The sequence below is a fragment of the Stenotrophomonas sp. PFBMAA-4 genome, assembly GCF_030053215.1.
Lineage (GTDB): Bacteria > Pseudomonadota > Gammaproteobacteria > Xanthomonadales > Xanthomonadaceae > Stenotrophomonas.
In genome coordinates this window covers 65917-85193 of the sequence record NZ_JASGBW010000015.1, presented here as the reverse complement: position 1 = coordinate 85193, position 19277 = coordinate 65917, and the positions used below count along the sequence as shown (strand labels likewise).

The following is a 19277-nucleotide window of genomic DNA, read 5'->3' as shown; positions in this document are numbered from 1 at the left end:
GCCATGCATCTGTCCCTGCTGAAGACCAAGATCCACCGCGCCACCGTCACCCATTCCGAGCTGAACTACGAAGGCTCGATCGCCATCGACGACAACCTGCTGGCTGCCACGGGCATCCGCGAGTTCGAGCAGGTGCACATCTGGGACGTGACCAACGGTGCGCGCTTCTCGACCTACGCCATCCGTGCCGAAGCCGGCAGCGGCGTGGTGTCGCTCAACGGTGGCGCTGCACGCCACGTGCAGGTCGGTGACATCATCATCATCGCGGCGTTCGCCAGCATGACCGAGCAGGAAGCCGACAGCTTCAAGCCGAAGCTGGTGTACGTGGACGGCAACAACCAGATCACCCACACCAACGACACGATCCCGACCCAGGCCGCATGACAACGAACAACGGATTCGACTCGCTGCATTCCCACGCCCAGCGCCTGAAGGGCGCAAGCATCCCCAGCCTCCTCGCCGCCGAACCCGGCCGCGTGCAGGACCTGGCGCTGCGGGTCGGTCCGTTGTACGTCAACTTCGCCCGGCAGAAATACGATGCCGCGGCGCTGCAGGCGTTGCTGGCACTGGCCGCCGACCGTGATGTCGGCGGTGCCATCACCCGCCTGTTCCGTGGCGAGCAGGTCAACCTGACCGAAGGCCGCGCCGCACTGCACACCGCGCTGCGCGGCGATGTGGTCGATGCGCCGGTGGCGGCCGAGGCCTATGCCACCGCGCGCGAAATCCGCCAGCGCATGGGCGTGCTGGTCCGCGCGCTGGAAGACAGCGGCGTGACCGACGTGGTCAGCGTGGGCATCGGCGGTTCCGATCTGGGCCCGCGCCTGGTGGCCGATGCGCTGCGCCCGGTCAGCGGTGCACGCCTGCGCGTGCATTTCGTGTCGAACGTGGACGGCGCCGCCATGCAGCGCACGCTGGCCACGCTGGATCCGGCAAAGACCGCTGGCATCCTCATTTCCAAGACCTTTGGTACCCAGGAAACCCTGCTCAACGGGCAGATCCTGCACGACTGGCTGGGTGGCAGCGATCGCCTGTACGCGGTCAGTGCCAACCCCGAGCGCGCGGCCAAGTCCTTCGCCATTGCCGCCGATCGCGTGCTGCCGATGTGGGACTGGGTCGGGGGCCGCTATTCGCTGTGGTCGGCCGTTGGTTTCCCGATCGCGCTGGCAATCGGCTTCGAGCGTTTCGAGCAGCTGCTGGACGGCGCCGCGCAGATGGACGCGCACGCGCTGGATGCGCCGCTGGAGCGCAACCTGCCGGTGCTGCACGGCCTGACCGACATCTGGAACCGCAACGTGCTGGGCCATGCCACGCACGCAGTGATGACCTACGACCAGCGCCTGGCGCTGCTGCCGGCCTACCTGCAGCAGCTGGTGATGGAAAGCCTGGGCAAGCGCGTGCAGCGCGATGGCCAGCCGGTCACCACCGACACCGTGCCGGTGTGGTGGGGCGGGGCGGGCACCGATGTGCAGCACAGCTTCTTCCAGGCGCTGCACCAGGGCACCAGCATCATTCCGGCTGATTTCATCGGCTGCGTGCGCAACGATGATCCGTACACGGTCAACCACCAGGCGCTGCTGGCCAACCTGCTGGCGCAGACCGAGGCGCTGGCCAACGGCCAGGCCAGCGACGACCCGCACCGTGATTACCCGGGCGGTCGCCCGAGCACGCTGATCCTGCTCGATGCACTGACCCCGCAGGCGCTGGGCGCCCTGATTGCCATGTACGAACACGCCGTGTACGTGCAGTCGGTCATCTGGAACATCAACGCCTTTGACCAGTTCGGCGTCGAGCTGGGCAAGCAGCTGGCCAGCGGCCTGCTGCCGGCACTGCAGGGCGAAGACGTGGCGATTGCCGATCCGATGACCCGCGAGATCCTGGCGCAGCTGAAGGGCTGATGCTCTGGTAGTGCCGGCCGCTGGCCGGCATCCAGGCGATGCTTCTTTCTGTAGAGCCGAGCCATGCTCGGCTATAACGTGCGCGGTACTTCTATGGTTGCCGGCCTGCGGTCAGCGATTTGATGGCATGTTCCTGGTCCGTTTTGGCATCAGACGAGAAGACGTGGAGTCCAATCGATGAATAGCGGTGTTGTCGAATTCAATGGCGATGAGTCCGAATATCTGAATTGGTTGAACGAGAATCCGACGGGATTCGTGGTGAACACCACGCGATCAATGTCCCCCGCATACTTTCTGCTGCACCGTGCGAATTGCAAGGCGATCAGTAGCCAAACTTCTGGCAAGAAGTTCACCAGCAGGAACTACATAAAAATATGTGCTGGTCGGGTTGCGCAACTTCGTGTGTACATGGAGGCGCGTAAGCGTCGAAATTTTTCGGGGTATTGCGGCAGCTGCAATCCAGGGTCTGCAGACGCAGATTTTGAAATCGATCAATTCGACAGTGAGGTAGCCAAGGCGCTGAAGGATGGTGCTGCGGCGCGTGCCAAGCGTCTGAAGCTTGCATGCAAGAAGCCGGATCAGGTTCAGGTCGTTGTTACGCAGTTCAAGCGGAATCCTGATGTTGTAGCTGAGGCTCTGTTCCGAGCCGATGGACGTTGCCAGTGTTGCGGCAATCCCGCGCCGTTCAACCGCACGAAGGATGGCAGCCCCTATCTTGAGGTTCATCATCGCAAGCGGTTGGCCGATGGCGGGGAAGACAGTGTCGAGAACGCGATTGCTCTGTGCCCGAACTGTCATCGCCAACAGCATTTCGGTGAGAAGACGATTTGACGAGCTGCGCGGACCGCAATCCCAACTGATGCTGCGATCGGACGCGCTTTGGGTGAGTGAGAGCGCTGGTTGCAGGAGTCAGCGCCAACAACGCTTGCGAGCGCTCGGATTGTGACGGTCAGGACAGCCGGCTGGCCATGCCCGGATGTCAGGTTCGCGTAGTCGAGCATGGCTCGACTCTACAAGTCGGTAACGCCGGGCCATGCCCGGCGAACGTGAAGCCTGCCCGGTAGCGCCGGGCCATGCCCGGCGGATTCGCCGCGTCAGCGGCTCGGGTCGCGTTCCGGGCTCGGCCGCTTGGCCAGCTTGCGCTGCAGCGAACGCCGGTGCATGCCCAGCAGGCGCGCAGCGGCCGATACATTGCCGCCGGTCTCGTGCATCGCCTGCTGGATGTGCTCCCACTGCAGGCGGCTGATCGGCGTCATCGCGTCGGGCACTTCCATTTCGCCGTCGTCGGCCGGGCCATCATCTTCCTCGCCCAGCGCGCGCAGGATCATCGGTACCGTGGCCGGCTTCGGCAGGTAATCATCCGCACCCAGCTTGATCGCCTCCACCGCGGTGGCGATGCTGGCGTAGCCGGTCACCAGCAGGATCCGCATGTCCGCGCGCAGGGCGCGCAGCGGCTGGATCAGCGCCAGGCCCGAATCGCTGCCCAGTTTCAGATCGATCAGCGCGAACGCCGGCGGGTGCTGGCGGGCCAGCGCCAGCGCGCTGGCGGCATCCTGCGCCGTCTGCGTTTCCAGCCCCTTGCGGGCCAGGCTGCGCTGCAGGGTGCGCAGGTACAGTTCGTCGTCGTCGACCAGCAGGCCGAGGGTTGAGGCGCTCATGGGGTTTCCTCGCGTGGAGCCAGTGGCAGGCGGAAGCCGACGCGGCTGCCGGCCCCCTGGGCCGGGCGCATCCACATTTCGCCGTGCAGGCGTTCGATGGTGGCATGGGACAGGGCCAGCCCCACGCCCATGCCTTCACTCTTGCTGCTGCCGAACAGCTTGCCCGGCAGCACGGCGGCGCGCGCGTTGAAGCCGTGGCCGTAGTCGCGCACTTCGCCGATCAGGTCCTCGCCGTCTATGCGCAGCTCCAGGTCCACGCGTGGCCGGCCGGCCTGTTCGCCGGCATCGGCGGCATTGTTGAGCAGCACCATCAGCAGGTGGCCCACGCCGGGGTCGAGCGGCAGGCGCAGCGGCGCGTCGTCGTTGCGGTGCAGGTCGATGGTCGGGCGCACCAGTCGCCATTGTTCCAGCACCTGCTGGGCGCTGGAGTGGCTGCGGCCGGGGCCATCGGTGGTGGCCGGCGCAGCCAGCGCCAGCACGCGCTCGCGGCATTGCACCAGCAGTTCGCGCAGGGTTTCCATGTCCTCGCGCACTTCCGGCTCCTCGCTGCGCTCGGCCACGTCATCGGCCAGCAGGGTCATGGTCGCCAGCGGGGTGTTCAGTTCGTGCGCCACCGAGGCGGCGTGCGTGGCCAGGGCGACGATGCCTTCATTGCGGGCAAACCGCTCGCGCAGCGCGGACAGTTCCAGTTCGCGCACGCGCAGGGCCATCGCCAGGCGGGTGGAGAAGGTCAGCACTACTGCGGCCGACAGCAGGAAGTTGGCCACCACGCCCCAGCGGTTGAGGTCCACCGTATGGAAGTAGCCGGTCGGCAGCGGCTGCCCGAACAGACCGCTGGCGGCGTAGCCGAGCAGGCAGGCGGTGGCCACGGCCAGCGCCCAGCGCAGGGGCAGGGCGAAGGCGGCCAGCGCGATCAGGATCAGGAACAGCGAGCCGAACGGGTTGGCGATGCCGCCGCTCCAGCCGACCATCCAGGTCAGGATGATCACATCGACCAGGATATGGCCGAAGGCGGTCAGTGGCGCGGTGTCATCCGGCTCCGGGCGCAGCTGCGTATACAGGTTGAACACGGCCAGTACGGCCACGCCCGCCCACAGCGGCAGCTGCGGCAGCGGCAGGCCCAGCACCCACGTGGCGACCAGGATCGTCGCGGCCTGGCCGGCCACGGCCAGCCAGCGCAGGCTGCAGAGGGTGCGTAGGAAGGGGGCGTCGGGACCGGTCATGCCCGACCATCGTATGCGTTCACCGGGCAACCTGCCTGCGACAATCGGCCGCAGACGTGCCGATGGCTGAATGGGAATCGCCCGGAATGCAGGGCCGGGCGGTAGAATGCGCCCATGCACGACGCCGTCACCCGCCCGACCCAACCCTCCGATGCCACCGCCTGGTCCCGTCGCCAGACCCATGCCGTCCAGATCGGCGGGGTCACCGTAGGTGGCGGCAAGCCCGTGGTGGTGCAGTCGATGACCAACACCGACACCTCCGACGTGGCCTCCAGCGTGAAGCAGGTGGCCGAGTTGTGGCGGGCCGGTTCGGAAATGGTGCGCCTGACCGTCAACACCGTGGAAGCGGCCGCGGCCATCCCGCGTATCGTCGACAAGCTGGCGATGATGGGCATCGACGTACCGCTGATCGGCGACTTCCACTACAACGGCCACCAGCTGCTGACGGCCGAGCCGGCCTGTGCCGAGGCGCTGGCCAAGTACCGCATCAACCCGGGCAACGTCGGCTTCGGCAAGAAGAAGGACCTGCAGTTCGCCCAGCTGATCGAGTTCGCCATCCGCTACAACAAGCCGGTGCGCATCGGCGCCAACTGGGGCTCGCTGGACCAGGCCCTGGCGGCGAAGCTGATGGACGAGAACAACCATCGGGAACAGCCCTGGGACGCCGGCCGCGTGCTGCGCGAGGCGCTGATCCGTTCGGCGCTGGATTCGGCCGAGCAGGCGGTGGAGATCGGCCTGCCGCGCGATCGCATCATCCTCTCGGCCAAGGTCAGCGGCGTGCAGGAACTGATCGCGGTCTATCGCGATCTGGCCCAGCGTTCGGATTTCGCCCTGCACCTGGGCCTGACCGAAGCCGGCATCGGCAGCAAGGGCATCGTCGCTTCGGCGGCGGCGCTGAGCGTGCTGCTGCAGGAAGGCATCGGCGACACCATCCGCATTTCGCTGACCCCCGAGCCGGGCCAGTCGCGAACGCAGGAAGTGATCGTCGCCCAGGAACTGCTGCAGACCACCGGCCAGCGTGCGTTTACTCCGCTGGTCACCGCCTGCCCGGGCTGCGGCCGCACCACCTCCGAGTTCTTCCAGGAACTGGCCAAGGTGGTGCAGAACCACGTCCGCGAGAAGATGCCGGTCTGGAAGGTGCAGCACCCTGGTGCGGAGAACATGACCCTGGCGGTGATGGGCTGCATCGTCAACGGGCCGGGCGAGTCGCGCCACGCCAACATCGGCATTTCCCTGCCGGGTACCGGCGAAACGCCGGCCGCGCCGGTGTTTGTCGATGGCGAGAAGAAGGTGACCCTGCGCGGCGACAACATCGCCCAGGAATTCGTTGCCCTCATCGACGAATACGTCGAACAGAAGTATGTCCGGATCGCCGGGTAAGCCGGCGATCCTGGCCGCGCCGGAACCGGCGTCCGGCTTCCGACACTGGATGGGGCGCAACGCGTGGCGCCTGGTGCTGCTGTTTGCCGGTGTGCTGCTGCCGCTGGCCGGCTTCGTCGCCCTGGCCGACGAGGTGCACGAGTTCGAGTCGTTCCATTTCGATGCCCCGCTGCTGTGGCAGATGCACGGGTTGCATTCGCCGTGGCTGGACCGGTGCTTCGTGCTGCTGTCGAAACTGGGTTATGAGTGGTTCCTGATCCCGGCCGACGTGCTGATCGTCGGTGCGCTGCTGTGGCGGCGGCGATGGCGCGAGGCGACCTTCGTGGCGGTGTGCTTCGTCGGCTCGGCGCTGCTGAACCTGGGCAGCAAGCAGTTCTTCCAGCGTGACCGCCCGAGTCTGTGGGAATCGATCGCGCCCGAATCAACGTTCAGCTTCCCCAGTGGCCATGCGATGGGCACCATGACCCTGGCCGCGACCCTGGTGCTGCTGGCCTGGAACACCCGCTGGCGCTGGCCGGTGCTGGTGCTGGCGCCGCTGTTCAGCCTGCTGGTCAGCCTTTCCCGGGTCTACCTGGGGGTGCATTACCCCTCCGATATCCTCGCCGGATGGTGTGCGGCGCTGGTTTGGGTGGTAGGGTGCTATCTGGTCATGTTCAGTCGCCGGCAACCCTGGCGACACCGCGGTTCGCCGCCAGCAGCGGCCAGCGAAGCGATCGCAACAGGGGAGTGACGTGGATGCCCCTCCGGGGACGTTCATGAAAGAGCAGGTTGTTTCGTTGTAACGGGTTCTGTGGGACAGGGGGCTACATCGATGTGCGAAGAATGTGATGCGCAAGGCAGAACGCCGTTTTTGCGCAGTCGTCGTGCTTGCGATGGTCGGATGCCCTGCCTAGCGTGGCCCGCAATGGCCGCATTCGAAGAGGTACGTGAATGACGATTCGAGTCTACCTGGTGGACGACCACGCGCTGGTCCGCACCGGTATGAAGATGATCCTGTCGGGTGAAGCCGACATCGAGGTGGTGGGCGAAGCCGAGACCGGCGAGGACGGCCTGCGCGAGATCCGCCAGCTGCTGCCGGACGTGGTGCTGTGTGACCTGCACCTGCCGGGCGTCAGTGGCATGGAAGTGACCGAGCGCATCGTGCGTGGACACCGTGCCACGCGCGTGGTGATCGTCTCCGTGCTGGAAGATGGCCCGCTGCCGAAGCGCCTGCTGGAAGCGGGCGCGGCCGGTTACATCGGCAAGGGCTGTGACGCGCAGGAGCTGCTGCGTGCGGTGCGTGACGTGGCTGCCGGCCGCCGTTACCTCGGCACCAGCATCGCGCAGAACCTCGCGCTGTCCACGGTGGAAGGCAATGCCTCGCCGTTCGACACGCTCTCGCCGCGCGAGCTGGAAGTGGCGCTGCTGCTGACCCAGGGCCTGCGCCAGGAAGACATCGCACGGCGGCTCAGCCTGAGTGCGAAGACGGTGAACACGCACAAGGCGCGGTTGTTCGAGAAGATGGGGATCAGCGACAACATCGCGTTGGCGCGCATGGCCAGCCAGTACGGGCTGGTGGATCCGGCGCGGCCGCTGTAACGGGTTTCGGCCAACGGCGAAGCCCCTCGCGGTGGTGGTGCGGTTGGATTTCTGGGGTTGGCCGAGCGGAGGGACCGCGGAATGAAAAAGGAAGAGCAGTAGAGCCGAGCCCATGCTCGGCTGCTTTTCCGGTCCGCTGGCGCGGAGCCGAGCGTGGGCTCGGCTCTACGCCTGTACCGGGCTTAGTGGCCGCGGACGCGCTTGATGATCTTCGCGGCGTCGGCGGCGCTGGCGCGCACCTTGTCCCACTCGCCGTCGGCGATCCAGTTGCCCGGCACCATCCACGAACCACCGATGCAGACCACGTTCTTCTGTTCGAGGTATTCGGCGGCGGTGTTTTCGGTGATGCCACCGGTCGGGCACAGCTTCAGGTCGGCAACCGGACCGGCCAGGCCCTTGATCATCGCCAGGCCACCCACGGCCGTGGCCGGGAACAGCTTGCAGACACGGAAGCCGCGCGCGTAGAGCGACAGCAGCTCGGTCGGCGTGGCCGCACCCGGCACCACCGGCAGCGGCGCCGCCGCCAGCGCATCGGCCAGCGCCGGCGGCGTACCCGGCGTCACCAGGAAATCCGCACCCGCATCGATGGACTGCTGCATCTGCTCCACGGTCAGCACCGTGCCCGCGCCCACCACCACATCGGGCAGCTCGCGCTTGAGCATCGCCAGCGCTTCCATCGCCACCGGCGTACGCAGCGTCAGCTCGATGGCCGGCAGCCCACCTTCCAGCAGCGCCGCACTCACCGCACGCGCCTGGTCCAGCGTATGAATCGTCACCACCGGCAGAATGCCCGCCGCACGCAGCAGTTCCGCCGCCTTCACCTGATGTTGTTCGATACCCATGCTTTTGCCCTTGCCTTTGCTCTTCTTGATTCAGTGGCCGCAGCGCAAATGACGCGCCGGGAATTGTCCAAGGGCAGTAGAGCGCCCTGGCCGGGACCGTGAGCGGCATGGATGCCGCGACCGAGCCCCCATGGATGGGTTTATGGCGTGTCCCGGCCAGGGCGCTCTACTGCCCAGGCCGGGAAGCCTGCCGCGGCTTTTCGCTTCAGGCGTCTTTTGCCTCATGCGGCGCCGCCGCCGCCGCGGCATCATGCCCCAGCTCATATTCCGAATCGTAATCCCACGGCCCACCATCAGCCGCCGCCGGCCCGCACGAAATCGAAATCGCCCCCTGGTCCGCCGGACCCACCACGCGGCGATTGATCGCGAACAGGTTGCGGCCCAGATCGTGCGCTGCCGGTGCCGTGTTCGGCGCCAGCGACCGTGCCGCCCACTCGGCCGCATCCACCAGCACTTCCAGCGTGCCGGCTTCACCGTCCAGGCGGATCATGTCGCCCTCGCGCACCTTGGCCAGCGGGCCACCGCGCGCCGCTTCCGGCGTCACGTGGATCGCCGCCGGGATCTTGCCCGACGCACCGGACAGGCGACCATCGGTGACCAGCGCCACGCGACGGCCCTGGTTCTGCAGCAGGCCCAGCAGCGGCGCCAGCGAATGCAGTTCCGGCATGCCGTTCGCACGCGGGCCCTGGTAACGCACCACCGCCACGAAATGCTCGGGCAGCAGGCCACCGGCGTGCAGCTTGTTCAGCACCTGCGGCGCATCGACCACCACGGCCGGCGCTTCAATGGTGCGGTACTGCGGCTTCACCGCCGACAGCTTGATCAGCGACTTGCCCAGGTTGCCGCGCAGCAGGCGCAGGCCGCCCTGGCTTTCGAACGGGTTGTCGACGCTGCGCACCACTTCTTCATCGGCGCTGCGTTCCAGGCCCGGCAGGTAGACCAGCTTGCCGTCGCGCAGCTGCGGTTCACGCGCGTAGTCGGCCATGCCTCCACGGGCCACGCTGACCAGGTCACCGTGCATCAGGCCGGCCTTGATCAGCTCGCCGAACACGAACGCCGGGCCACCGGCAGCGGCGAAGCGGTTCACGTCGGCCTCGCCGTTCGGATAGACGCGGGCCAGCAGCGGAATCAGCTGCGACAGTTCGTCGAAATCGTCCCAGGTCAGCACGATGCCGGCGGCGCGGGCCACGGCAATCCAGTGGATGGTGTGGTTGGTCGAACCGCCGGTGGCCATCAGCGCGATGACCGCGTTGATGATCGCGCGCTCGTCGATGATGCGGCCCAGCGGGCGGAAATCATCGCCCAGTGCGGTGATGTCCAGCGCACGCTCGGTGGCTTCGCGGGTCAGCGCATCGCGCAGCGGCGTATCCGGGTTGACGAAGGAGGCGCCCGGCAGCTGCACGCCCATCGCTTCCAGCAGCACCTGGTTGGAATTGGCGGTGCCGTAGAAGGTGCAGGTGCCGACGCCATGGTACGAGGCAGACTCGGCTTCCAGCAGTTCCTCGCGGGTGGCTTCGCCGGCCGCGTAGCGCTCGCGCACTTCGGCCTTCTGCTTGTTGGGGATGCCCGGGGTCATCGGGCCGGCCGGTACGAACACCGCCGGCAGGTGGCCGAAGGCCAGTGCGCCGATCAGCAGGCCCGGCACGATCTTGTCGCACACACCGAGGTGGATGGTGGTGTCGAACATGTCGTGGCTGAGGCCGATGGCCGTGGCCTGCGCGATCACATCGCGCGAGAACAGCGACAGTTCCATGCCGCCGCGGCCCTGGGTCACGCCGTCGCACATCGCCGGCACCGCGCCGGCCACCTGTGCGGTCGCGCCGAGTTCGCGGGCGACCGCACGGATCTGCTCCGGGTAGGTCTCGAACGGCTGGTGCGCCGACAGCATGTCGTTGTAGGCGGTGATGATGCCCAGGTTCGGGGTCACGCCGCCGCGCAGCCGGCTCTTGTCGGTGGTGCCACAGGCGGCGAAGCCGTGGGCGAGGTTGCCGCAGCTCAGGCGGCTGCGGAACGGGCCATCGCGCAGGGCGGCGTCGATCGCGGCCAGGTAGGCGGCGCGCGAAGCAGCGCTGCGGGCGATGATGCGATCGGTGATGGCTTGCAGTTGCGGATGGAGGCTCATTGGCTACCAGCGTTCAAGGTGGCGAGAGGCTGGCGGCGGCGGGCGCCGCCGCCGACGTCAATCAGCCCAGTGCACGCGCAGGCGCGCGCCGTCCAGGTTGATTGCATTGAGGATCGGGTAAAGCTGTGCGTCGTTGCTGTCCAGCGCCTGGCGCAGCACCTGCAGCTTCTGCTTGCCGCGCAGCAGCAGCAGGCGCTGGCGGCACTGGCCCAGGCCACGCGGGGTCAGGGTGATGCGCAGCGGCCACTGGTTGGCGCCAGGGCAGCCGGTGGCATCCAGCGCGGCATAGGGCAGGGTGCTTTCCAGTGCGCGGGCCAGGTCCTTCGAACCCGGGAACAGCGAGGCGGTGTGGCCATCGTTGCCCATGCCCAGGGCGACCACGCTCGGCGCCTGGCTGTGCTGGGCCTGCAGGTTGGCGGTGTACACGCATTCGGCCAGCGGCTTGCCGACGCGCACCAGCGGATCGAAGTGCGCCCCTTCGGCACGCTTGAGCAGGTGCTCGCGCACCAGCCAGGCATTGCTGTCGCGATCCTGCGGCGAGAGCCAGCGTTCATCGGCCAGGCTCACTTCCACCCGGTCCCAATGCACGTCCAGCTCGGCCAGCGCCTGGTACACCGGCGCCGGCGTGGTGCCGCCGGAGAGCAGGATGCGGGCGCGGCCGACTTCGTTGATGTCGTGGTTGATGGCCTGGGCCATTTCGGCGGCCACCGCTTCGATCCAGCCATCGGCATCGCCATGGCTGATGAAATCGATGCGGTCGTCGTGGAAGGTCTGGCTCATGCGGCAACTCCTTGGGCGTCACGTTCGGCGTCGGCGGCATAGGCGGCGGCGCCCAGCAGCCCGGGGCAGGGGTGCATGATCGCCAGCGACGGCACCCGCGCCATGATCGAAGAGAACCGGCCCTTGTGTTCGAAGCGCTGGCGGAAACCCGAATGCTGCAGCGAATCGAGCATCTTCGGCACCAGGCCGCCGGTCAGGAACACGCCATCCCAGGCGCCCTGCACCAGCACCAGGTCACCGGCGATGGCGCCGAACACGGCACAGAACACATCCACGGTGCGCATCGCCTGCGGGTCGCCCAGCGCAGCACGTGCGGTGACGTCGACCGGCTGCAGCTGGCCCGGATCGAAGCCGGCCATCTCGCATACGGCGCGATGGATGTTGACCAGGCCCGGGCCGCAGATCAGGCGCTCATTGGAGACGCGGCCGAACTGCTCGGAGAGGATTTCCAGGATGCGGATTTCCTCCGGCGTGCCGGGCGGGAAACTGACGTGGCCGCCTTCGGTTTCCAGCGGGTAGCTGCGGCCGTGGCGCACGATCAGGCCGCCGACGCCGAGGCCGGTGCCAGGACCAATCACGCCGTAGTTGCGCGGCTCGCCCGGCGCGGCCGGGGTCCAGTGCGCGCCGCCGATCTGGATCACGTCCTGCGGCTGCAGCAGGGCCACAGCCATCGCCTGTGCGGCGAAATCGTTGATCAGGTGCAGCTCGTCGAAGCCGAGCATGGCGGCGGTGCGGCTGCGCGAGATCACCCACGGATGGTTGGTGATGCGTGCCTCATCGCCGTCGACGCGGCCGGCCACCGCGAACACGCCGCGGCGCGCGGTGGCGCCGGCCTGTTCCAGGTAGTGGCGCGCGGCATCGCCCAGCGAGGGGAACTCGGCCACCGCGTATTCGCGGATGCTGTCCTTCTGCAGGGGCGCGTCCAGCGAGGTGTCGGCCAGGGCGAAGCGGGCGTTGGTGCCGCCGATGTCGGCGACCAGCACAGGCTGGCTGCCGACACTCATGCCGATGCTCCGCTGTCCGGTGCGTCCACGCCCTGCGGCAGGAAATCGGTGGCGTTGTCCGGGCCCCACTGGCCGGCCGGGTAGGGCTCCAGCGGCAGGTTGGCGGCCTTCCAGGCATCGGCCACGCTGTCAATCCAGGCCCAGGCCGCGCGCACTTCGTCATCGCGCACGAACAGGGTGTGGTTGCCGTTGAAGGCATCCAGGAACAGGCGTTCGTAAGCGATGCGGCGGTGCAGGCCGGTCGGCACGGACAGCTCCAGTTCCAGCGGGTGCAGTTCCAGCGCGCCCCATTCCGGGCCGGCCAGGCTGCTCATCAGGCCCAGCTCGATGTTTTCCTGCGGCTGCAGCTGGAACACCAGGCGGTTCGGCGCGGCCTGCGCACGCTGCGGGCGCTCGAACAGCCAGTGGGTGACCGGCTTCAGCGTGACCACCACGCGGGTGGTGCGCTCGGGCAGGCGCTTGCCGGTGACCAGGTGGAACGGCACGCCGCTCCAGCGCCAGTTGTCGATGTGCGCGGTGACGCCGGCGAAGGTTTCCACGTCGCTGCCTTCCGGCGGCTGGTAGGCCTGGGCCGGCTGGCCGTTGATGCTGCCGGCGGTGTAGCGGCCGCGGATGCTGTCACGCGCTGCGTGCTTGGCATCGAGCGGGCGCAGGGCGCGCAGCACCTTGACCTTCTCGTCGCGGATGCGATCGGCTTCCAGCGACGCCGGCGGTTCCATCGCCACCATGCACAGCAGCTGCAGGATATGGCTCTGCACCATGTCGCGCAGCGCGCCGGAGCGGGCGTAGTAGGCATCGCGGCCGTCCACGCCTTCGCTCTCGGCCACCAGGATGTGCACCGATTCGATGTAGTTGCGGTTCCACACCGCTTCCAGCAGCGTGTTGCCGAAGCGCAGGGCGATCAGGTTCTGCACCGCCGCCTTGCCCAGGTAATGGTCCAGGCGGAACACGCGGTCTTCGTCGATCCACTGGCCGATGGTGGAGATGATCTCCTCGGCGCTTTCGCTGTCGCTGCCGATCGGCTTTTCCAGCATCAGGCGCGACGGTGCTGCCAGGGCGCCGCCCTTGGCCAGGCCTTCGCAGGTGGAGATGTACAGGCCCGGCGGGATGGCCAGGTAGCTGACGCAGCGGCGGTCGACCAGGTCGGACACCGCGGCGGCGACCGAGTCGACGTCGCGCAGGTCCACCGAGCGGTAGTCGATGCGGCGCAGCAGGGAGGCGATGTCCTCCTGGCTGGCCATCGGCATGGCCTGCTGCAGGCGCGGCCGCAGGATGTCATGGAAGGCTTCGGTGTCATGGCCGGACAGGGCCAGCGCACGGATGCGGAAGTCCTCCGGCAGCAGGCCGTCGCCAAGCAGGCGCAGCAGCGAAGGGAACAGGTAGCGCTGGGCCAGATCACCTGTGGCACCAAACAGGAAGAGGGTGTCGTGCATCGCTCGAGTTTCAGATCCGGGTGACATCGTTGTCAATCGCTTCATGGCTGGGTTCAGGGGACATCCGCGCTACTGTCTGTCCGAGGCTCGCTGGGGGCGGATTTCCGGCGAACCGGAAGACCGTTCCATGCGTAACCACTACGACGATGACCTTTCGTCTGGTCGTCGAAGCAGATCGGCGCGCACCGACGTTCGGATAGTGCCACGTGAAAACGTTTACATGGCAGAATGGGCAACTGTATTCGATTGCAGTGGTCGCCGTCATGCGGCAGCTGCGCAATCATCACTGCCATCGGGAGGGCCGAGGCAGTCCCCAATGACAGCCCGGGCGTCGGGCGGACTGGATAGATTGATATGGCAAAAGTGCAGTTGCAGGGTGTGCGCAAGGTCTACGACAACGGCCAGGTCGCGGTGAAGGACGCCACCTTCGAGGTCGCCGATGGCGAGCTCATGGTGCTGGTCGGACCGTCCGGCTGTGGCAAGTCGACCCTGCTGCGGATGGTGGCCGGCCTTGAGGAGATCAGTGGCGGCACGCTGACCATCGGCGACCGGGTGGTCAACGATGTGGCGCCGAAGGACCGCGACATCGCCATGGTGTTCCAGAGTTATGCGCTGTACCCGCACATGACCGTGGCCGAGAACCTGGCCTTCGGCCTGAAGCTGCGTGGCCACGACAAGACGACCATCGACAAGCGCATCGCCGAGGCGGCGCAGACGCTGGGCCTGACCGAGATGATGGACAAGCTGCCCAAGGCGATGTCCGGCGGCCAGCGCCAGCGCGTGGCCCTGGGCCGTGCGCTGGTGCGCGAACCGGCGGTGTTCCTGCTGGACGAGCCGCTGTCCAACCTGGATGCCAAGCTTCGCCACAGCGTGCGTACCGAGATCGCACAGCTGCACCGCAAGCTGGGCACCACCATGATCTACGTGACGCATGACCAGGTGGAAGCAATGACCCTGGGCCAGCGCATCGTGGTGCTGAAGGACGGCATCATCCAGCAGATCGACACGCCGATGGCGCTGTATGACCGCCCTGCGAACCTGTTCGTGGCCGGCTTCCTCGGCAGCCCCGCGATGAACGTGCTGCGCGGCACGCTGCAGGGCGATGCTGCAGGCGTGTCGGTGCTCGACGGCGAGTGGCGCGCGCCGCTGGGCCAGGCCACCATCGACCCGGCATGGCTGCAGAAGCCGATTGCCGTGGGCGTGCGTCCGGAGCACCTGCAACCGGCGGGTGCCGACGATACGCATGCGTTCACCGCACGCATCGAGGGTATCGAGCCGGTCGGCAACGAGATCTTCGTCAACATGAGCAGCGGCAAGCATGCCCTGACCATGCGCGTGGCGCCGCAGGCGCTGCCGGGTGTGGGCGAGGACATCCGCGTGGCGATCCACCCGCAGGGCCTGCATTTCTTCAATGCCGAAACCGGCGAGCGCCTGTAAGGGGCGGTAGCGCCGGGCCATGCCCGGCGTCATTAAAGGTGTGCGGACCAACGGTCCGCACCCACCAGGTCCGCACCCACCCGATTTTGTAGAGCCGAGCCCACGCTCGGCTGCGGACCTCAGCGCGCCAGGCCGTCCAGCAGCGGCATGCGCTGCGCGGCCACGCCGCCCACCTGCAGTTCGGCATCGCTGGTTTCCAGCGGCAGCACGGCCAAGGCCAGGTCGCCGGCCACGCTGGCAATGCTGCCCAGCGCCGCACCGTCCTGCTGCACGCCATCGCCGGCCTGTGCCGGGGCGGCGGTATGCAGCAGCTGTACCACACGCTTGGCCTTGCCGAGGAAATGGGTGCGGGCCACGATTTCCTGGCCCGGGTAGCAGCCCTTCTTCACGCTGTAGCCGTTCAGCCGGTCCAGGCCCAACTGCTGCGGCGTCCACACTTCGCGCTGGCTCTCATCCAGGCGGGGCAGGCCGAAGCGCAGGTCGGCCTGGCGCCAGGCCAGCGCGAACGCGGCTTCATCGGCCTCGCTGCCGGCCGCAAATCCCTCAGCCGGACCAATGCGCAGGGTGCGCGGCAGGGCATCGCTGCCCAGGTCCAGCTCCCAGCCCGCCTCGCCACCTCCGGCGATCGCCGCGCCACTGGCCGCTTCCGGCGCAGTGAAGGCGCCGGCCACGGCCAGATCCGCGTGCACCTGCAGCTTCACCTTGCGGCGGAACACGAAACGCTGCAGTTGCGACGCAATCGCATCTGCATCGCCATCGGCCAGCACCAGCATCACGTGATCCTCGGCCAGTCGCAGCAGCTGGAACACCGCCAGGGTGCGGCCCTTGGCGCTCAGCCACGCGCTCCATTGCCAGTGCTGCAGGGGCAGGGCGGTGACGTCGCTGCTGAACTGGGCATGGGCGAAAACGGCTGCATCCACGCCCTGCAGGCTCAGCAACTGGTGGCCGGGCAGGCGCGGATATGCGGCGAAAGCAGGGGGAAGGTTGTCAGGCACGTGAACGAGGTCTAAAATTTGTGCGTTGCGAGACCGAACATGATAGGCCAAACAACCCCCACTCCCGACGACGAAACTGAAGCCCCGCTGGTTCCCGCGGCACCTGTGCCCGTGGAAAAACCAGAGGCGGAAGAAGAATTCGGCGGCCGCGGCGGACTTGATCCGGTGCGGTATGGCGATTGGGAGAAAAACGGACGCTGCATCGATTTCTGATCAGCATTGAGCCAACGCGGCATCGTGCCGCCCAGCCGAGACAACGAGCCCAGCGAAATGGCGACCAGACAACGCCCCCTATCCCCGCACCTTCAGGTGTATCGCTGGCAGATTCAGATGGCCACCTCGATCCTGCATCGAGCCACTGGCGTCTTTCTGTCCGTGGGTGCCCTCATCATCGCCGCCGGCCTGCTGGCCCTGATGATGGGACCCGATTCCTGGAACTGCTTCACCGGTCATGCCGGGGCCTGGTATGGCCGCGTGTTCCTGTTTGCGTGGACATGGTCGTTCGCCTATCACCTGTGCAATGGCATCCGCCATGTCGTGCAGGACTTCGCCGTCGGCTTCAGCATCCCGGCCTTCGTCCGCAGCAGCTGGATCTCGGTCTTCGGCAGCCTGGTGATCACCGCGCTGGTCTGGGCCTACGTGTTGTTCGGAGGTGCCGCATGAGCAAGTTCCGTACCCCGCTGAAGAACGTGCGCGGCCTTGGCTCGGCCAAGACCGGCACCGAGCACTTCGTGCACCAGCGCCTGACCGCCGCCGCCCTGGTGGTGCTGGGCCTGTGGTTCCTGGTGTTCGTGGTGCGCATGGCCGGCGCCGACTACGCCACGGCCGTGGCCACCATCGCCAAGCCGTGGAATGCCGTGCCGCTGATCGGCCTGCTGATCACCATGTTCTGGCACGCACAGCTCGGCATGCAGGTCGTGCTGGAAGATTACATCCACGAATCGCTGCTGGCCCTGGTGCTGCAGACCGCGGTGAAGTTCGTCGCCGTGCTCGGCATGATCGTCAGTGTGTTTGCGGTGGGCCGCATCGCCCTCGGCGTTGCCTGAGCCCAGGCACCAAGACAGGAATCCAGACTAGATGTCCGCTTACAAGATCACCGAACACAAGTACGACATGGTCGTGGTGGGCGCCGGCGGCGCCGGCCTGCGCGCCACGTTCGGCCTTGCCGCCAAGGGCCTGCAGACCGTGTGCCTGACCAAGGTCTTCCCGACCCGTTCGCACACCGTCGCTGCCCAGGGCGGTATTTCCGCCGCGCTCGCCAACATGGGCGAAGACGATTGGCGCTACCACTTCTACGACACCATCAAGGGCTCGGACTGGCTGGGCGACCAGGACGCCATCGAGTACATGTGCCGTGAGGCCATTCCGGCCATCATCGAGCTCGAGCACTACGGCGTGCCGTTCAGCCGCACCGCCGAAGGCAAGATCTACCAGCGCCCGTTCGGCGGCATGACCACCAAGTACGGCGAAGGCCCGGCGGCGCAGCGTACCTGCGCGGCGGCCGACCGTACCGGTCACGCCATGCTGCACACCCTGTACCAGCAGTCGCTCAAGCACGACGCGCGCTTCATGATCGAGTACTTCGCACTCGACCTGATCTTCGATGACGAAGGCGTGTGCCGTGGCGTGCTGGCCCTGGACATGTCCGACGGCACGCTGCACCTGTTCCGCGCCCAGGGCGTGGTGCTGGCCACCGGCGGCTACGGCCGTGCGTACTTCAGCGCCACCTCGGCGCACACCTGCACCGGCGACGGTGGCGGCCTGGCCATGCGCGCCGGCATCGCCATGCAGGACATGGAGTTCGTGCAGTTCCACCCGACCGGCATCTACGGCGCCGGCTGCCTGATCACCGAGGGTGTCCGCGGTGAAGGCGGCATCCTGCGCAACAGCAGCGGCGAGCGCTTCATGGAGCGCTACGCACCGCACTACAAGGATCTGGCCTCGCGTGACGTGGTGGCCCGTTCGATGACCATCGAGATCCGCGAAGGCCGCGGCGTCGGCGAGCACAAGGATCACATCCTGCTCGACCTGACCCACCTCGGCCCGGGCGTGATCGACGAGAAGCTGCCGGGCATCGCCGAGAGCGCCCGCATCTTCGCCGGCGTCGACGTGCACAAGCAGCCGATCCCGGTCATTCCGACCGTGCACTACAACATGGGCGGCATCCCGACCAACTTCCACGGCGAAGTCGTGCGCAAGGATGGCGACAACCCCGATGCCGTGGTGCCGGGCCTGTACGCCATCGGCGAAGCGGCCTGCGTGTCCGTGCACGGCGCCAACCGCCTGGGCTCGAACTCGCTGCTCGACCTGGTGGTGTTCGGTCGTGCGGTGGCCAACCGCTGCGCCGAAACCATCAAGCCGGGCTCTCCGCACAAGCCGCTGCCGGCCGATGCCTGCGACAAGGCGCTGGGCCTGCTGGACAAGCTGCGCCACGCCAATGGCGATACGCCGACCTCGGTCATCCGCGACAACATGCAGCGCACGATGCAGGCCGACGCCGCCGTCTTCCGTACCAGCCAGACGCTGAAGGAAGGCTGCGAGAAGATGGCGACCGTGTTCGACTCGTTCCAGGACGTGAAGGTCAGCGACCGTTCGCTGGTCTGGAACTCGGACCTGATCGAGACCTACGAGCTGAACAACCTGCTGCTGAACGCGGTGGCGACGATCAACTCGGCGGAACAGCGCAAGGAAAGCCGTGGTGCGCACGCGCACGAGGACTTCCCGGACCGCGACGACGTCAACTGGCACAAGCACACGCTGGTCACCGTCGACGAGAAGGGCAAGTGCAGCTTCGACTACCGTCCGGTGCACATGTACACGCTGACCGACGAGGTCGACGTGGTGCCGCCGAAGCCGCGCGTGTACTGATCGCGACCCCCGCCTACCATGCAATCCGCGCCTTGATGGCGCGGGCCGCCTGAGCCAACGAG

At 67.2% G+C, this 19277-nt stretch carries 19 protein-coding genes; 11 read left to right on the top strand and 8 right to left on the bottom strand.

Features of this window, described 5'->3' with window-relative positions:
* Window positions 1-3 precede the first annotated feature (3 nt).
* From panD to QMZ26_RS11385, 3 genes are all read left to right on the top strand, one after another.
* Window positions 4-384 carry an aspartate 1-decarboxylase gene (panD, locus tag QMZ26_RS11395; RefSeq protein ID WP_006432456.1) on the top strand — a complete coding sequence of 127 codons (381 nt, stop codon included), beginning with the start codon at window positions 4-6 and terminating at the stop codon, window positions 382-384.
* The gene (gene pgi, locus QMZ26_RS11390; RefSeq protein ID WP_283221503.1) at window positions 381-1895 is read left to right on the top strand and encodes a glucose-6-phosphate isomerase; all 1515 of its coding nucleotides are present in this window, start codon (window positions 381-383) and stop codon (window positions 1893-1895) included. The genes panD and pgi overlap by 4 nt, the downstream gene beginning before the upstream one ends.
* A 177-nt stretch (window positions 1896-2072) precedes the next feature.
* Window positions 2073-2726, top strand: a complete 654-nt coding sequence (locus QMZ26_RS11385) for an HNH endonuclease signature motif containing protein (RefSeq protein WP_200733889.1) — start codon at window positions 2073-2075, stop codon at window positions 2724-2726.
* 263 nt (window positions 2727-2989) lie between these two features.
* Here QMZ26_RS11385 and QMZ26_RS11380 read toward each other — a convergent pair whose 3' ends face one another.
* Together QMZ26_RS11380 and QMZ26_RS11375 are read right to left on the bottom strand one after the other, a co-directional pair.
* The gene (locus tag QMZ26_RS11380; protein ID WP_005409063.1) at window positions 2990-3553 is read right to left on the bottom strand and encodes a response regulator transcription factor; all 564 of its coding nucleotides are present in this window, start codon (window positions 3551-3553) and stop codon (window positions 2990-2992) included.
* Window positions 3550-4776, bottom strand: coding sequence for an ATP-binding protein (locus QMZ26_RS11375; RefSeq protein ID WP_079221490.1), 1227 nt, complete (start codon window positions 4774-4776; stop codon window positions 3550-3552). The genes QMZ26_RS11380 and QMZ26_RS11375 overlap by 4 nt, the downstream gene beginning before the upstream one ends.
* A 114-nt stretch (window positions 4777-4890) precedes the next feature.
* On the opposite strand from QMZ26_RS11375, the gene ispG reads away from it, so the two are divergent.
* The 3 genes from ispG to QMZ26_RS11360 all read left to right on the top strand — a co-directional run bounded on the left by ispG (window position 4891) and on the right by QMZ26_RS11360 (window position 7734).
* Window positions 4891-6156: a flavodoxin-dependent (E)-4-hydroxy-3-methylbut-2-enyl-diphosphate synthase gene (gene ispG / locus QMZ26_RS11370; RefSeq protein ID WP_079221491.1), complete on the top strand. Its 1266-nt coding sequence runs from the start codon at window positions 4891-4893 to the stop codon at window positions 6154-6156.
* On the top strand, window positions 6137-6886 hold the full coding sequence (locus QMZ26_RS11365; protein WP_200733890.1) for a phosphatase PAP2 family protein: 750 nt from the start codon (window positions 6137-6139) through the stop codon (window positions 6884-6886). The genes ispG and QMZ26_RS11365 overlap by 20 nt, the downstream gene beginning before the upstream one ends.
* 200 nt (window positions 6887-7086) lie before the next feature.
* Complete coding sequence (locus QMZ26_RS11360; RefSeq protein ID WP_079221493.1) at window positions 7087-7734, top strand: response regulator; 648 nt, start codon at window positions 7087-7089, stop codon at window positions 7732-7734.
* 182 nt (window positions 7735-7916) lie between these two features.
* On the opposite strand, the gene eda is transcribed toward QMZ26_RS11360, so the two are convergent.
* The 5 genes from eda to zwf form a co-directional block, all read right to left on the bottom strand.
* Entirely contained in the window at window positions 7917-8576 is a 660-nt protein-coding gene (eda, locus tag QMZ26_RS11355) for a bifunctional 4-hydroxy-2-oxoglutarate aldolase/2-dehydro-3-deoxy-phosphogluconate aldolase (RefSeq protein WP_032128859.1), read from the bottom strand.
* A 205-nt stretch (window positions 8577-8781) separates the two neighbouring features.
* Window positions 8782-10698 carry a phosphogluconate dehydratase gene (edd, locus tag QMZ26_RS11350; RefSeq protein WP_079221495.1) on the bottom strand — a complete coding sequence of 639 codons (1917 nt, stop codon included), beginning with the start codon at window positions 10696-10698 and terminating at the stop codon, window positions 8782-8784.
* A gap of 57 nt (window positions 10699-10755) precedes the next feature.
* On the bottom strand, window positions 10756-11478 hold the full coding sequence (gene pgl / locus QMZ26_RS11345; protein WP_079221496.1) for a 6-phosphogluconolactonase: 723 nt from the start codon (window positions 11476-11478) through the stop codon (window positions 10756-10758).
* Window positions 11475-12482: a glucokinase gene (gene glk / locus QMZ26_RS11340; protein ID WP_108759488.1), complete on the bottom strand. Its 1008-nt coding sequence runs from the start codon at window positions 12480-12482 to the stop codon at window positions 11475-11477. Before glk ends, pgl begins: the two co-directional genes overlap by 4 nt.
* Window positions 12479-13915 carry a glucose-6-phosphate dehydrogenase gene (gene zwf / locus QMZ26_RS11335; protein ID WP_108759487.1) on the bottom strand — a complete coding sequence of 479 codons (1437 nt, stop codon included), beginning with the start codon at window positions 13913-13915 and terminating at the stop codon, window positions 12479-12481. The genes glk and zwf overlap by 4 nt, the downstream gene beginning before the upstream one ends.
* Window positions 13916-14269: 354 nt before the next feature.
* On the opposite strand from zwf, the gene ugpC reads away from it, so the two are divergent.
* Entirely contained in the window at window positions 14270-15352 is a 1083-nt protein-coding gene (ugpC, locus tag QMZ26_RS11330; protein ID WP_283221502.1) for a sn-glycerol-3-phosphate ABC transporter ATP-binding protein UgpC, read from the top strand.
* A 119-nt stretch (window positions 15353-15471) separates the two neighbouring features.
* On the opposite strand, the gene QMZ26_RS11325 is transcribed toward ugpC, so the two are convergent.
* Window positions 15472-16347, bottom strand: a complete 876-nt coding sequence (locus QMZ26_RS11325) for a folate-binding protein (RefSeq protein WP_283221501.1) — start codon at window positions 16345-16347, stop codon at window positions 15472-15474.
* A 39-nt stretch (window positions 16348-16386) separates the two neighbouring features.
* Here QMZ26_RS11325 and QMZ26_RS11320 point away from each other — a divergent pair, with 39 nt between their 5' ends.
* Genes QMZ26_RS11320 through sdhA form a run of 4 tightly spaced genes read left to right on the top strand, consistent with a single transcriptional unit; the run spans window position 16387 to window position 19215 of the window.
* Complete coding sequence (locus tag QMZ26_RS11320; RefSeq protein WP_079221501.1) at window positions 16387-16560, top strand: DUF1674 domain-containing protein; 174 nt, start codon at window positions 16387-16389, stop codon at window positions 16558-16560.
* 57 nt (window positions 16561-16617) lie between these two features.
* Window positions 16618-17010 (top strand): succinate dehydrogenase, cytochrome b556 subunit, encoded by a 393-nt coding sequence (gene sdhC / locus QMZ26_RS11315; RefSeq protein ID WP_079221502.1) that lies wholly within the window; start codon window positions 16618-16620, stop codon window positions 17008-17010.
* Entirely contained in the window at window positions 17007-17393 is a 387-nt protein-coding gene (gene sdhD / locus QMZ26_RS11310) for a succinate dehydrogenase, hydrophobic membrane anchor protein (protein WP_079221503.1), read from the top strand. The genes sdhC and sdhD overlap by 4 nt, the downstream gene beginning before the upstream one ends.
* 31 nt (window positions 17394-17424) lie before the next feature.
* Entirely contained in the window at window positions 17425-19215 is a 1791-nt protein-coding gene (gene sdhA / locus QMZ26_RS11305; RefSeq protein WP_283221500.1) for a succinate dehydrogenase flavoprotein subunit, read from the top strand.
* The last annotated feature ends 62 nt before the right edge of the window (window positions 19216-19277 follow it).